The sequence below is a fragment of the Sphingobium sp. KKT206 genome (assembly GCF_055640555.1).
The window spans coordinates 3,301,316-3,315,163 of the sequence record NZ_CM145764.1 but is presented as its reverse complement, the minus strand read 5'-3'; the positions used below and the strand labels follow the sequence as shown (position 1 = coordinate 3,315,163).

Genomic DNA, 13,848 nt, shown 5'->3' with positions numbered 1-13,848 from the left:
TATGGTGGAACCGGATCGGCCGCTCGTCTGTATAGGTCGGTATGAACATGCTCACCGACAGCCATGATGCCGTGACCGCCGACTGGGCCGCAGCCCTGCTCGACTTCTGGTTCAACGAAGTCGGCGAGGCCGGATGGTGGGAGAAAGACCCCGCATTGGACCAGCGCTGCATCGCCCGTTTCGGCGATCTGTGGCAGGAAAAACAGGCATTGCCGCCCGAAGCCTTCCTCGACCGCGCCGATGAGGCTTTGGCGGCGATCCTGCTGTTCGACCAACTGCCCCGCAATATGTTCCGCGATACCGCACAGGCCTTCGCCAGCGATCCGCTGGCCCGCGATGTCGCGCGCGGGGCGATCGCCCATGGCTATGACATTCAGATCGGCGGCACCGGGCGGCTCTTCTTCTACATGCCCTTCATGCATAGCGAGGCGCTGGAGGATCAGGAGACGGCGCTGACCCTGTTCGAAGGGGCAGGCGACGATCATTGGCTCGGCTTTGCGCGTGATCACCACGCGATCATCGCCCGTTTCGGCCGTTTCCCGCACCCCAATGCCGCCCTCGGCCGCACCACGCTGCCCGATGAGGAGGCAGCCATCGCGGAAGGCGGCAAATGGTAGGCTGACGCTGCCTGTTTTTTGAGCAGGCGCGCGCCGCTGCTCAATTTTTTGGCGCTACTTTTCGTCGCGCCGCACACTAAGCCCGTATTAACGCGCCATTAGCAAGTTGGCACGCCTCTTGCTGAGTATGTCCCCGCACACCAGTAACAGGGGGCGACATGAAACTTGTCATGGCTATCATTAAGCCGTTCAAGCTCGACGATGTTCGCGAGGCACTATCCTCGCTCGGCATCGCAGGCATGACGGTCAGCGAAGTGAAGGGCTTTGGTCGCCAAAAGGGGCAGACCGAAATTTATCGCGGCGCGGAATATTCCACCAACATGGTTCCCAAGATCAAGGTCGAGGTCGTTTGCGACGACGACCTGGCACCGCGCGTCGTGGAAGCGACGCAGGCGGCCGCCAATTCGGGTGCCATCGGCGATGGCAAGATCTTCGTCCTCGATGTCGGTCAGGCCGTGCGCATCCGCACCGGCGAGACCGGCGAAACCGCGCTGTAAGAAGGGGGGAATGATGACCTTTTCCAAGAAACTTTGCGGGATGGCGGGGGCAGCGGGGCTGTCGCTCTTCGCCGCCCTGCCTGCCTGGGCGCAGGAAGCCGCCGAAGCGGCACCCGCCGCAGCCGTGCCCAATCCGGGCAACAACGCCTGGATGATGACGTCGACCGTCCTCGTTCTGCTCATGATCCTGCCGGGCCTTGCGCTGTTCTATGGCGGCCTGACCCGGTCGAAGAATATGTTGGCGACGATGACGCAGATCGGCGCGGCCGCCTGCCTCGCCATGCTCATCTGGGTCATGTACGGCTATGGCCTGGCCTTCGGTCCTGAAGGTAATGCCTTCATTTCATGGGGCAAATGGTTCCTGGTCGGCGTCACCACCGACAGCACGGCAGCCACCTTCTCCGACGAAGTGATTTCGGAATATGTGTTCGTCAGCTTCCAGATGACCTTTGCCGCCATCACGGCTGCGCTGGTCCTGGGTTCGGTGGTCGAGCGCATGAAATTCTCGGCGGTCATGCTCTTCACCGCCATTTGGCTCACGATCGTCTATTTCCCGATCGCCCACATGGTCTGGGCTGGCGGCGGTCTGCTGTTCGACATGGGCGCGCTGGACTTTGCCGGCGGTACCGTGGTGCATATCAACGCTGGCGTGTCCGCGCTGGTCGCCTGCCTCATCCTTGGCAAGCGTATCGGCTATCCCAAAGAGCCAATGGCCCCGCACAGCATGACGATGACGATGATCGGCACCGGCATGCTCTGGGTTGGCTGGTTCGGCTTCAACGCGGGTTCCGAACTGGAAGCCGACGGCACGGCGGCGCTCGCCATGATCAACACCTTCGTCGCCACCGCGGCAGGGGCGCTGTTCTGGATGCTCGCTGAAAAGGCCCATGGTCACAAGGCTTCGGCTCTCGGCTTCTGCTCCGGCGTGATCGCCGGTCTGGTCGCCGTCACCCCGGCTGCGGGCAATTCCGGGCCTTTCGGTGCCATCGTCCTGGGTGCCCTTGCCTCGATCATCTGCTTCTACTTCGTGTCGGTCATCAAGCCCAAGCTTGGCTATGACGACAGCCTGGACGCCTTCGGCATCCATGGTGTGGGCGGCATCGTCGGCGCCATTGGCACCGGCATCGTCTACCAGCCCTTCCTGGGTGGCCCGGGCGACGGTTCGACCGCCATGGGCGCCCAGGTGATGACGCAGATCATCGCCGTGGTCGTCTCCATTGTCTGGGCCTCGGTCGGCACCGCCATCGCCATCTTCATCGCCAAGGCCGTCACTGGTCTGCGGGTGAGCGAAGAAGTCGAGCATCAAGGTCTCGACCTCGGTGAGCACGGCGAGCGCGCCTACAATATGTAAGTTTGGCAGGGCGGGCCGCCCCACCGGGACATGGCCCGCCCGCCCCATCTTGTTCCTCCTGCGAACAGCCCTGGGGCCGGTGCGAAAGCATCGGCCCTCTTTTTTTGCGCTCGCGGTGAAGGGCATGGCTAGCGGCAATAGATGCCGTTCCTCGGCGAAGGCCGTGGCACAGTTCAGACCGTGGGACTGGACCCCGGCCTCGGCCGGGGAACATCCATACTCGCGGCGATCAGACGGCCGGGCGCGTCCACAAATGCGCAGGCCGGGGCGTGTCAGCAGGCCAGCGCCTAGCGCGACCGATGACCTGCATGCCCGCCCGCGCGACCCAGCCTAGCTTCGCCGCCTTGGTCGTGATCACCCGCGCGTCCCAGGCCTGTTCGCCCCGGCGCGCGACTTCGCGGGCGATGTCGCCATAGATGCCCGCCGCCGCCAGCACGGCCCAGGCCGCCCGTGGCGGCAGCGCGCCGGTGCCATGGCGCGCGCTCTCCTCATAGGCCGCGGCCATGTCCGCCATCCGCCGCGCCAATATGGCGAGGCGCGGCCGGAGCCAGGGCTTCATATGTTCGCCGGGCGGCATATCCATTTCGGCCAGCCACTCCTGCGGCAGGTAGCAGCGGTCGGCGGCCTCATCCTCACTGATGTCGCGGGCGATATTGGCGAGCTGGAACGCCAGGCCCAGGTCGCAGGCGCGGTCGAGCGTCGCCTGATCATCGGGATCGACCCCCATCAGCACCGCCATCATGCAGCCGACCGCGCCCGCGACATGATAGCAATAGCGCAGCATATCGTCCTGGCTGCGCGGCCGCCATTCGCGCGCGTCGAGCGCAAACCCTTCGATCAGATCATGGGCATAGCGGGCGGGAATGGCGCATTCGCGCATCACCACGCCAAAGCCGTCAAAGGCCGGATCGCCGGTCGGTTCGCCGCGCAGCGCCTGATCGGTCATCACCCTGATGGTCGATAACCGCGCCTGCCCGTCCACCACGCCCTGGAGCGTGCCACCATGATCCTGCCCGTCAGCGATATCGTCGCATTTGCGGCACCAGGCATAGAGCAGCCAGGCGCGCTCGCGCGTCTGCGGGTCGAACAGGGTCGATGCCATGGCGAAAGATTTGGAGCCGCGCGCAATGCTCTGCTTGGCATGGGCGACGAGCGCGGGGCGGTCGAATATGGGCAGGTCGGTCATGCCATCGCCATGCCCTGCCCGTCTGCCCAAGTCATCCCCTATCCCTATGCCTGGGCTACAGGATCAGAGCCGATCCGCCTTCATCGCAAAGATGGTCTCATGTGGCTGATAGGCGGCCAGCGCGTCGAGCAATTCGTCAATGCCCTGGGCATGGATCAAAATCCCGGCATGTTGCGCGCGGATGAAGCCCGCTTCCACCATCTGCCGGTTGAAGCCGATCAACTGGTCATAGAAGCCCGCGACATTGAGCAGCCCGACCGGCTTTTGATGATAGCCAAGCTGCGCCCAGCTGATCGCTTCCCATAATTCGTCCATCGTGCCGACCCCGCCGGGCAGCGTGATGAAGCCATCCGACAGGTCGGTGAAGAGCTGCTTGCGCTGATGCATCGTCTGGACGACGTGTAACTCCGTGCAGCCGCGATGGGCCACTTCCGCACCAACGAGCGCTTCGGGGATCACGCCGATCACCTCGCCGCCCGCCTCCAGCGCCGCATCGGCGACCGCGCCCATCAGGCCGAGCCGCCCGCCGCCATAGACGACGCCGATGCCGCGTTCGGCCAAGGTGCGGCCCACCATGCGCGCCGCGTCGATATAGGTCAGGTCGGCCGGCGTCGCCGAACCGCAATAGACCGCCAATTTCTTCATCGTCTCTAGCCCAGATCTTCCAGCATCAGCGCGGCGGTTGCCTTGGCGCTGCCCACCACGCCGGGGATGCCCGCGCCGGGATGGGTGCCGGCCCCTACCAGATAGAGATTGGGAATGACATCGTCGCGATTATGCGCGCGGAACCAGGCGCTCTGCGTCAGCAACGGCTCCAGGCTGAAGGCGCTGCCCAGATGCGCATTGAGGTCGCGGCCGAAATCGGTCGGCGCATAGTGGAATTGCGTGACGATACGCGACCGGATGTCGGGGATCAAGCGATGCTGGATCTCGTCCAAGATACGCTCGGCATAGGCTGGCGCAAACTGATCCCAGTCGATCGGCAGCTTGCCCATATGCGGCACCGGGGCGAGCGCATAGAAGGTCGAATGGCCTTCGGGGGCCATCGACGGATCAGTGACGGTCGGGTGGTGCAGATAGAGCGAGAAATCCTCCGGCAGCACGCCATGATCGTAGATATCGGTGAGCAGCCCTTCATAGCGCGGCCCGAACAGGATCATGTGATGCGGAATGCCGGGCCAGCTGCCCTTGATACCGAAATGCAGCACGAACAGGCTGGGCGACCAGCGCTTGTTGGCGAGCCTCCCGCCCTGCTTCTGTCCACGGGGATGATGGCCCAGCAGGTCACGATAGCTGTGCATCAGATCGGCGTTACTGGCGACCGCATCGGCCTCCCCGCGCCAGCCCGACGCGGTGTGGACGGCGGTGACCTTGTCACCATAGGTTTCGATGCGGGTGACCTTGTCGCCCAGCCGCAACGTGCCGCCCAGCCGCTCGAAATGGGTCGCCATCCCCTCGACCAGCTTGTTGGTGCCGCCCTTGGCGAACCACACGCCACCATCCTTTTCCAGCTTGTGGATCAGGGCATAGATGGCACTGGTCTTCATCGGATTGCCGCCGACCAGCAAAGTGTGGAAGGACAGCGCCTCGCGCAGCTTTTCATTCTTCACATAGGAAGACACGACCGAATAGACTGACCGCCACGCCTGGTAGCGGGCCAGCGCCGGGGCGGCCTTGATCATCGAGGCGAAGTCGAGAAAGGCGACCGATCCGAGCTTGCGATAGCCCTCTTCGAACACGCCCGCGGCATAATCGAGGAAGCGTTCATAGCCCGCGACATCGCCCGGATCGAGCTTGGCGATCTCGGCACGCAGCGACACTTCGTCATTGCTGTAATCCAAATTGGTGCCATCGCGCCAGTTGAGCCGGTAGAAGGGGCTGACCGGCATCAGCGTCACATCCTGCGCCATGTCATGGCCGGACAGACGCCATAGCTCGTTCAGGCAATCGGGGTCGGTGATGACGGTCGGCCCGGCATCGAAGGTGAAGCCGTCCTTCTGCCACATATAGGCCCGGCCGCCGGGGCGATCGCGCGCCTCGACCAGCGTGGTGTCGATGCCTGCGGATTGCAGGCGGATGGCCAGCGCCAGGCCGCCAAAGCCCGCGCCGATGATTATCGCTTTCCTGGTCATCAGGCGGGCGGATTCAGCAATGTTCGCATGGCATCCCTTATGGGCACGGGGGGGCGGCCGCACAAGATGCGGACACGGTCAGTGATGGTGGAACGTCCGGCGTAGAAACGCTGGATGAGGGGCGCGCGCAGGCCATAGAAGCGCGCGAAGATACGCCAGCGCTGGTCGGGCACCGCCGCACCGAACAGCATCTTGCCAAGCAGCCGATAATAGCCGCCGCTGCGCCAATGCGCCGCCGCATGGGCGCGCGTGACGGTCGCCAACTGGTCGAGCGGCTGATCGACCAGCCAGGTGGCGAACCGCACCGCGTCAGGCAGCGAATAGCCGGTCATCGGCTGGAACAGCCCGGCCCGCACGCCCGCGCGCGCCACCGGATCATCCTTGGGCCAATAACGGTCGAAATCGCCACCATGGACCACGGGCAACACGCCCTGTTCGCGGTGGATCAGCGTGCCGGTCCAGCCCTTGTCGCTGGCATAGGCGGCGATACGCGCGTCGATGGCGGCCACGTCCAGGTCGGGCGTGTCACTGTAATAGGTATCCTCGATGAAGATCGTATGATCGTCCCACGGCAGCAGATAGACGAAGCGATAGCCATCCATCTGCTCGACCGTTGCATCCATGATCACGGGCCGGTCGATGCCATGCGGCGCATCGAGCCGCAGGGCATGGCCGACAAACTTCTGCCAACCACAGCGCAGCGGCGACAGGTCCGCCGCCCCGCGCGCGTCGATCACCGCCCCCGCGTCAATCTCCCGCTCGTCGGTCAGGCGGACGCTGGTCGGCGTGACGGCGGCGACGCTCGCGCCGGTCATCGTCACATCGCCCAGCGTCGCCCGGACATGCGCGTCGAGCCGGGGCGAGGCGATGCTGTTATAAGGGGTGTCGAGACGGCGATGATGGCCTGGAAAGCGGACCTCATGCCCCTGTTCCCAGCGATGGGTGACAAGCGGATCAATGAGCCAGCGGTCCTGTGCGGCCACGTCGCCATCGAAGAAGGACCAGATGTGGTTGCCGCCGATCGCCGCGCCGCTTTCGATCAGCCGAATACGGACATCGGGCCGCTTGGCCGCGAAGGCAAGCGCGATCAGGCTGCCGGACAGGCCGCCGCCAAGGATCGCCAGATCGCAGTCCAACCGGTTTGTCATCGCTCCCTGTTAGGCGAGGGGGGCTGGCAAAGCCATGGCCGAAGTGGGAGCAAGCTATGGTTTTTAGGGCAGGTGATGGGCCTTGTCGCGACCGCGCCCATAGTATAGGGGGCTACCCTATGCATATAGTCGCGGATCGAGACAAATTACTGGCGCGGGTGCGCCGGATCGCGGGGCAGGTCGCCGCCGTCGAGCGTCAACTGACGGGCGAGGCGGGCTGTTCGGAAACATTGCAACTGGTCGCTTCGGTGCGCGGCGCGGTCGGCAGCCTGATGGAGGAACTGATCGAGCAGCATATGCGCGAGCATGTCGCCTGCCCCGGCCTGTCCGACGAGGCGCGCGCCGCGGCTGCCGAAGAAATGCTGGCGCTGATCCGCCGTTACGGGAGATGACGATGCACGACGATCACTCTCACGGCACCGGGCACGGCCACGCCCACGCCCATCATGACCACGCGCCATCGCCCGCCAGCATGGATGGCGAGGACAGCCATTATTTCGACCATATCTATCTGTCGGACGGGCATGATAAAAATGCCCGGCGGACGCTGTGGGTCGTGTGGCTGACCGCCGCGACCATGGTGGTGGAGATCGTCGCGGGCTGGATGACCGGCTCGATGGCGCTGCTCGCCGATGGTTTCCACATGGCGACCCATGCGGGTGCGCTCGCCGTGGCGGCGGCGGCCTATCGCTATGCGCGGCGGCACGCGCGCAATCCGCGCTTCACCTTCGGCACGGGCAAGGTCGGCGACCTGTCGGGCTTTGCGTCGGCGCTGCTGCTCGGCGTCATGGCGCTGTTCATCGCGATCGAATCGGGGATGCGTTTCCTGAAGCCGGTGAAGGTCGCGTTCGGCGAAGCGACGCTGGTGGCGATCGTCGGCCTCATCATCAACATCATCAGCGCGTTTTTGCTGGGCCATGACCATAGCCATGATCATGGACACGGGCATGATCATGATGACGACCATCACCATGGCCATGCCGACAACAACCTGCGCGCCGCCTATGTCCATGTGCTGACCGACGCGCTGACATCAGTGCTGGCGATCGCGGCGCTGCTCGCCGGGCGTTATCTCGGCTGGTGGTGGCTCGACCCGGCGGTCGGCATATTGGGGTCGATCGTCATCGCGCGCTGGGCCTGGGGCCTGATGAAGGACACCGCCGCCATCCTGCTCGACACCGCAGAACCCGCGCTGACGGCCAAGGTCCGCGCGCTGGCGGAAGCCGAAGGCGCCACCATCCGCGACCTCCACGTCTGGCGTATCGGCCCCCACGCCCACGCCGTCATCCTCAGCCTCGCCCCCGGCGCAAACGGTGCCGCCGTCCGCGCGCGCCTGCACGCGCTCCCCCGCATGGCCCATGTAACGGTCGAGTGCGGGTAGGCCTTGCCGATCAAATGTCGGCGAGCAGCGCCTCATAGTCGCGGCCGCCATAAAAAATGCCTACGAAAACAACCGCCTCACCCTCTACCACATAGGCCATCGTGACACGCCGACGCCATGTGGTGGTACGTAGACCAGGACGGATGTCGTCGCGTGGGGTGCCACGAAGCGGAAAATCCGCAAAGGATTCCATGTGATCGAGGATAGCGGCGGTAAAACGCTGTGCAATATCGAGTGAAGATGCAGCCGCGACATAGTCGAAAATTGCAGTCAATTGCGCGCGCGCTTCAGGCGTCAGAACAACATGATGGGGCACCGTCAGTCGTGCCGAACTGCCTGTTCATACCGTTGGTTCAGGTCATCGCGCATATCATCCAGCGTTATGCCGCTCCCAGGGTCAGCCCGGTAAGCGTCCAGTGCCGGTCCGACCTCGGCCCGCAACCATTGCTCCACCGCCCGGTCGCGCGCGCGCAATGCTCGCAAACCATCGCGGATGACTTCGCTTTCGCTCGCATATTCACCCGACGCCACTTTTGCCCGCACATCGTCGGCCATGTCATTGGGCAGGGTTACGCTCAGTTGCCGAGTGGTTCGCATAGCTTTTCCTTACACAGTAGGATTAAATCCTATTATTTAAGGAAAAGCAACTGCACTCACTGCCCCTTCACCGCATCCATGATCTGCCGCACCGGCGCGATATCATAGCCGGCCGCCGCTGCCTGCGCCGCCAGCACGTCGCCATCGTCGCCTGCCCGTGCGCGAGTAAGCGCCCATAGCAAGGTGCTGCGTGTGCCCGACCGGCAATAAGCGAGCATCTTGCCGCCTGTCTCCGTCTGTTCCAGCGCGCTTGCCATCTCGTCCAGTTGCCACGGCGCGAAACCGCCATGCGCCACCGGCACCGCGACATAGGCGATGCCCGCCGCCTTGGCCGCGGCTTCGATCTCCGCGCCGTTGACCTGTCCCGGTTCCTCGTCATCGGGGCGGTTGTTGACGATGATCGTCACGCCCTGCGCCTTGGCGTCGGCCACCTGATCCAGCGTGATCTGCGGCGAAACAAGGATGCGGTCGGTCAATTTGCGGAACATGGGGCTTCTCCTTTGGCACAGGCCATGCGCCGGTCAGGATCAGGATTCAAGAGCGGCCTCTTCCTCCCGTCGTTGCGCAAAGCCCTTCCAATGTAGGATTTCCGATGATCTACACTGTCGGATGAAACGCGCTCGCACCCCACCCTGCCCTGCATCCCGGATCGACCGTCGCGTGTCTGTCGCGTCGCAGGCGCGTCCCTGTCGCGCCGGTGTCGCGTTACCGGGTCTTCGAACGCACTTTACCGGGGCTTTTCGGTCGCAATCGGCCGAAAAATGCGCCCACGACATCGTGAACTTGAATGTGACGCGGGACTGTGACCCTTGGCGCTACAAAAACGGCCGAATCGCCACCAGGAATGCGTCGCCCCAGGCATCCAGCTTCTTCTGCCCCACGCCGCTGATCGTGCCGAGATCGCGGATCGAGGACGGTCGCTGTTCGGCCATTTCGCGCAGCGTCGAATCATGGAAGATCACATAGGGCGGCACGCCCGCCTCCTGCGCCAGCTCGCGGCGGCAGGCGCGCAGCGCGTCGAACAGCGGATCGCCGACCGGGTTCGCATCGGCCCCGTTGCGGGCATTGCGCGACCGTCGCTCGCGCTTGGGCGGCATCAGGATGCGGACTTCTTCCTCGCCGCGCAGGATGGGCCGCGCATTGGGGCCAAGCATCAGCCCGCCATGATCGGTAGTCTCCAGCGCATCGCGCACCAGCAGCGCGCGCGACACGGGACGCAGCAGCACGACCTCGTCCCCCGACACGATGCCATGGACCGAAATCTTGTCATGGCCGCGCTCGCGCACCTTGTCGTTGGGCGCGCCGGTCAGCACCGCCTCGATATGGCCGGACCCGAAACTCTGGCCGGTGCGATAGACGGCGGACAGATATTTGCGCGCCGTCTCGGTCGCGTCGATGCTGGCGGGCGGCGAGAGGCAATTGTCGCAATTGCCGCATGTGGCGGGCGGATCTTCGCCAAAATGGCGCAGCAATATGGCGCGGCGGCAGGTCGCCGTCTCGACCAGCGCACCCAGAGCCGCGATCCGCGTGCGCTCGCCCTGCTGGCGGCTCTGCTCCAATTCCATGATCCGCTGGCGCGCGCGGGCGAAGTCCTCCGCGCCCCAGAAGAGATGCGCGACCGCCGGTTCGCCGTCGCGGCCCGCACGGCCCGATTCCTGATAATAGCCCTCGATCGACTTGGGCAGCCCGGCATGCGCGACGAAACGCACGTCGGGCTTGTCGATCCCCATGCCGAACGCGACCGTGGCGACCATCACCATATCCTCGCTGGCGATGAAGGCGGACTGGTTGGCGGCGCGCACCTTGGGGTCGAGCCCGGCATGATAGGCACGCACGGCGCGACCGCCCCGCCCCAGCGTTTCAGCGAGCTTCTCGGTCGCGGCGCGGGTCTGGGCATAGACGATGCCGGGGCCGGGATTGGCGGCGACCAGATCGGCCAGTTGCCGCGTCAGGCCATCGCGCGGATGGACCGCATAGCGGATATTGGGCCGGTCGAAGCCCGAAATGATGAGGCCATCGTCGGGAATGCCGAGCTGGACGAGAATATCCTTGCGCGTATGCGCGTCGGCCGTGGCGGTCAGCGCCAGCCGGGGGACATCGGGAAATTCGTCGAGCAGCGGGCGCAGCAGGCGATAGTCGGGGCGGAAATCATGGCCCCATTCGGACACGCAATGCGCTTCGTCGATGGCGAACAGCGCAACCTTCGCCGATCGCAGCAGATTGCGAAACCCTTCCTGGCTGGCACGTTCAGGCGCGACATAGAGCAGGTCGAGATCGCCATTGCGCAACCGGTCCTGCGTCTCGCGCCAGTCGGCATCGACGCTGGTCAGGCTGGCGGCGCGAATGCCGACCGCCGTGGCGGCGCGCAACTGGTCGTGCATCAGCGCGATCAATGGCGAGACGACGACGCAGCAGCCGTCGAGCGCGACCGAGGGCAATTGGTAGCAGAGCGACTTGCCCGCCCCGGTCGGCATGATGGCCAGCGTCGGCTGGCCCGCCATGACGCGCGCGACCACCTGTTCCTGCACCCCGCGAAAACGGGTGAAGCCGAAAATGTCGTGGAGGAGCGTGGGAATGTCGGGCCGCATGACGCGGCCTTAGCGGGGGAAAGCGCGGGGGGCCAGCCTTGCCGCCGTTTAAGGGACGGGATCGAGCAGGCAGCCCCAGCCGGGACGATAGCGGGCGGTGCGCTTGGCGATCAAGGGCACGCGCGCCTCGACCGCTCTATCTTCGGGCCGGTCGGTCAGGGTCACGAGCGCCATGCCCGGCTCCTTGTCGTCCTCGCAACTGCCCATCGCGCGCCCTTCGACATAGCGGCACGAGCAGGCGAGGCGCGCGCCATAGGCGGTGCCCAGTTCCGCCTGGCCGCGCAAACCGCTCCAATGCCAACCCAGCACGGCCAGCAGCGACAGGATAAGCACAAGGGCAAGATAAATGATCGTCCGGCGGCCCGGCATATTCCCGACTCGGTTGGGGATGGCTAAGGGCGCGGCTTATGAAGATCGAATGGAACAGCGTAAAGCGGCTTGGCCTTGGTGCCGCCCTGGTTGCCATGGTCGGCGCGGGCGGGCTGTGGAGCGTGCGCGCGGCCGACCCGCAGCCAATCTACCAAGTGGCGCGCGACGGGGTAGTGGGCGAGGCTGCTCTGCGCGCCGCCATCGACCCCTTGTTCGAGGATGCAGCGATGGGCGACACCCGCGCGCTGCTGGTGATGCGCGATGGCGAAATCGTCGCGGAACGCTATGCGCCGGGTTTCGGGCCGGACACGAAACTCCTGTCCTGGTCGATCGCCAAGAGCGTGACGGCGGTGCTGGTCGGGCTGATGGTAGCGGACGGGCGGCTGGCGATCGACGCGCCGGTGCCGGTGGCGGCGTGGAGCCAGCCGGGCGATCCGCGCGGCAAGATCACGCTGCGCCAATTGCTCCAGATGACCAGCGGCCTCGATCATGTCGAGGATGGCGAGCCGATCCAGAGCGGCGACACGGTGCGGATGCTGTTCACCGACGGCGCGCAGGACATGCGCGCCTATGCCGAGGCCAAACCGCTGGGGCAGGCACCGGGCGCGCACTTCGACTATTCGACCGGCAGCAGCATCATCCTGTCCGACCTGATGACGCGGATGCTGACCAACAGCAGCGATCCCGACGTGCGGCGGCGGGCGATGGCGATGTTCATCGACGGACGGTTGAAGGCACCGGGCAAGCTGCCCAGCCTGACGCCCGAATATGACGCGGCCGGCACGATGATCGGCGGCAGCATGATGCATATGACCGCGCGCGACTATGGCCGCTTTGGCGAATTGCTGCGACGGCAGGGGCGCGGCCCCAGCGGGCATCAGATATTGCCGGAAAAATGGGTCGACTTCATGCGCACGCCATCGAAACGCAACCCGGCCTATGGCGCGCACCTCTGGCTCAACCGCGAAGGCAGCGAAAGCGCGCTGATGCCGGGCCTGGCCCCCACCAGCCTGTTCGGCTGTGTGGGGCATAATGGCCAATATATTCTCGTGTCGCCCAGCCAGCGCCTGACCGTGGTACGGATCGGCATGTCACCACACAAGGAACAGCGGGCCGCGGTGAAGGCGGCACTGGCACGCGTGATCGGGCTGTTTCCAGGCTAGAGGTGGAAGCGGCCCTCGATCACCGTGCGGCACTGGCCGGTCAGGATCACCCGGTCGCCATCGAGGGTGCAACCAAGCCGACCGCCGCGCCCCGACGCCTGAAACGCGCTGAGCGTCGTCTTGTTGAGGCGCTTGGCCCAGAAGGGGGTGAGCAGGCCATGGGCGGACCCCGTGACCGGATCTTCATCCACGCCGCCGCCCGGCACGAAGACGCGACTGACGATATCGCTATCCTCACCCGGCGCGGTGGCGATGAGCATGACGTCGCCCTGCGCCTTCAACGCCGCGAAGTCGGGCGCGAGCGCGCGCACCGCAGCGGCATCGGGGAAGAGGAACAGGCTGTAGCCACCATCCCGCCAATGCGACTCGACTGGAGTGCCCCCCAGCCCTGCCGCCAGTTCCGGCAAAGCACGGGGCGCCATATCCCAGGCCGGAAGCGACAGCGCATAGCCATCGCCAGCGCGCGATACGGTCAACATGCCCGCATGCCGCGTGCGGAAACGCACCACATCCCCCTGCCCCATCAGCACATGGCCGCTGGCGAGCGTAGCATGGCCGCACAATTTCACTTCGACGGTCGGCGTGAACCAGCGCAGCGCATGGTCCGCCTCCGGATCATCCGGCGTTGCCAGCGTGAAGGCGGTCTCGGACAGATTATTCTCCGCCGCAATGGCCTGCAGCGTAGCGTCGTCGAGCCACGCATCGAGCGGCATCACGGCGGCCGGATTGCCGGTGAAGGGGGCATCGGCAAAAGCATCGACCTGGGTGAAGGGCAGGCTGGGCATGGATCAGTTCCTTGTCGTTTGCCACGGTCTGGCG

16 protein-coding genes are annotated in these 13,848 nt (G+C 65.2%); 6 read left to right on the top strand and 10 right to left on the bottom strand.

Annotated features, from left to right (window positions below):
* Positions 1–41: 41 nt before the first annotated feature.
* The 3 genes from ACZ2HM_RS16080 (at position 42) to ACZ2HM_RS16070 (ending at position 2,465) form a co-directional block, all read left to right on the top strand.
* On the top strand, positions 42–617 hold the full coding sequence (locus ACZ2HM_RS16080; RefSeq protein WP_470425704.1) for a DUF924 family protein: 576 nt from the start codon (positions 42–44) through the stop codon (positions 615–617).
* A 158-nt stretch (positions 618–775) separates the two neighbouring features.
* The gene (locus ACZ2HM_RS16075) at positions 776–1,114 is read left to right on the top strand and encodes a P-II family nitrogen regulator (protein WP_037476545.1); all 339 of its coding nucleotides are present in this window, start codon (positions 776–778) and stop codon (positions 1,112–1,114) included.
* A 13-nt stretch (positions 1,115–1,127) separates the two neighbouring features.
* A complete protein-coding gene (locus ACZ2HM_RS16070; protein WP_470426871.1) occupies positions 1,128–2,465 on the top strand; it encodes an ammonium transporter in 1,338 nt (445 codons plus the stop codon).
* Positions 2,466–2,694: 229 nt separating this feature from the next.
* Here the strand turns inward: ACZ2HM_RS16070 and ACZ2HM_RS16065 are convergent, their stop codons facing one another.
* The 4 genes from ACZ2HM_RS16065 to crtY all read right to left on the bottom strand — a co-directional run bounded on the left by ACZ2HM_RS16065 (position 2,695) and on the right by crtY (position 6,931).
* Positions 2,695–3,567 carry a phytoene/squalene synthase family protein gene (locus ACZ2HM_RS16065; RefSeq protein ID WP_037478147.1) on the bottom strand — a complete coding sequence of 291 codons (873 nt, stop codon included), beginning with the start codon at positions 3,565–3,567 and terminating at the stop codon, positions 2,695–2,697.
* 147 nt (positions 3,568–3,714) lie between these two features.
* Complete coding sequence (locus ACZ2HM_RS16060) at positions 3,715–4,296, bottom strand: LOG family protein (protein WP_470425703.1); 582 nt, start codon at positions 4,294–4,296, stop codon at positions 3,715–3,717.
* A 5-nt stretch (positions 4,297–4,301) separates the two neighbouring features.
* Complete coding sequence (locus tag ACZ2HM_RS16055; protein WP_470425702.1) at positions 4,302–5,783, bottom strand: phytoene desaturase; 1,482 nt, start codon at positions 5,781–5,783, stop codon at positions 4,302–4,304.
* Positions 5,783–6,931, bottom strand: a complete 1,149-nt coding sequence (gene crtY / locus ACZ2HM_RS16050; protein ID WP_037474752.1) for a lycopene beta-cyclase CrtY — start codon at positions 6,929–6,931, stop codon at positions 5,783–5,785. The genes ACZ2HM_RS16055 and crtY overlap by 1 nt, the downstream gene beginning before the upstream one ends.
* Positions 6,932–7,050: 119 nt before the next feature.
* Between crtY and ACZ2HM_RS16045 the strand changes: the two genes are divergently transcribed.
* The gene (locus ACZ2HM_RS16045) at positions 7,051–7,323 is read left to right on the top strand and encodes a metal/formaldehyde-sensitive transcriptional repressor (protein ID WP_470425701.1); all 273 of its coding nucleotides are present in this window, start codon (positions 7,051–7,053) and stop codon (positions 7,321–7,323) included.
* On the top strand, positions 7,320–8,312 hold the full coding sequence (gene dmeF / locus ACZ2HM_RS16040; RefSeq protein WP_470425700.1) for a CDF family Co(II)/Ni(II) efflux transporter DmeF: 993 nt from the start codon (positions 7,320–7,322) through the stop codon (positions 8,310–8,312). The genes ACZ2HM_RS16045 and dmeF overlap by 4 nt, the downstream gene beginning before the upstream one ends.
* Before the next feature lie 10 nt (positions 8,313–8,322).
* Here dmeF and ACZ2HM_RS16035 read toward each other — a convergent pair whose 3' ends face one another.
* The 5 genes from ACZ2HM_RS16035 to ACZ2HM_RS16015 all read right to left on the bottom strand — a co-directional run bounded on the left by ACZ2HM_RS16035 (position 8,323) and on the right by ACZ2HM_RS16015 (position 11,866).
* Positions 8,323–8,628 carry a type II toxin-antitoxin system RelE/ParE family toxin gene (locus ACZ2HM_RS16035; RefSeq protein WP_470425699.1) on the bottom strand — a complete coding sequence of 102 codons (306 nt, stop codon included), beginning with the start codon at positions 8,626–8,628 and terminating at the stop codon, positions 8,323–8,325.
* Positions 8,629–8,630: 2 nt separating this feature from the next.
* Positions 8,631–8,909: a ribbon-helix-helix domain-containing protein gene (locus ACZ2HM_RS16030; protein WP_470425698.1), complete on the bottom strand. Its 279-nt coding sequence runs from the start codon at positions 8,907–8,909 to the stop codon at positions 8,631–8,633.
* Between the two features lie 56 nt (positions 8,910–8,965).
* Positions 8,966–9,397: a protein tyrosine phosphatase family protein gene (locus ACZ2HM_RS16025; protein ID WP_470425697.1), complete on the bottom strand. Its 432-nt coding sequence runs from the start codon at positions 9,395–9,397 to the stop codon at positions 8,966–8,968.
* A 327-nt stretch (positions 9,398–9,724) separates the two neighbouring features.
* Positions 9,725–11,497 (bottom strand): DNA helicase RecQ, encoded by a 1,773-nt coding sequence (recQ, locus tag ACZ2HM_RS16020; protein WP_470425696.1) that lies wholly within the window; start codon positions 11,495–11,497, stop codon positions 9,725–9,727.
* 48 nt (positions 11,498–11,545) lie between these two features.
* A complete protein-coding gene (locus tag ACZ2HM_RS16015) occupies positions 11,546–11,866 on the bottom strand; it encodes a hypothetical protein (RefSeq protein WP_470425695.1) in 321 nt (106 codons plus the stop codon).
* A gap of 38 nt (positions 11,867–11,904) precedes the next feature.
* On the opposite strand from ACZ2HM_RS16015, the gene ACZ2HM_RS16010 reads away from it, so the two are divergent.
* Complete coding sequence (locus ACZ2HM_RS16010; protein ID WP_470425694.1) at positions 11,905–13,029, top strand: serine hydrolase domain-containing protein; 1,125 nt, start codon at positions 11,905–11,907, stop codon at positions 13,027–13,029.
* Here the strand turns inward: ACZ2HM_RS16010 and ACZ2HM_RS16005 are convergent.
* The gene (locus ACZ2HM_RS16005; RefSeq protein WP_470425693.1) at positions 13,026–13,814 is read right to left on the bottom strand and encodes a PhzF family phenazine biosynthesis protein; all 789 of its coding nucleotides are present in this window, start codon (positions 13,812–13,814) and stop codon (positions 13,026–13,028) included. The two genes, ACZ2HM_RS16010 and ACZ2HM_RS16005, sit on opposite strands and share 4 nt — an antisense overlap.
* Between the last annotated feature and the right edge of the window lie 34 nt (positions 13,815–13,848).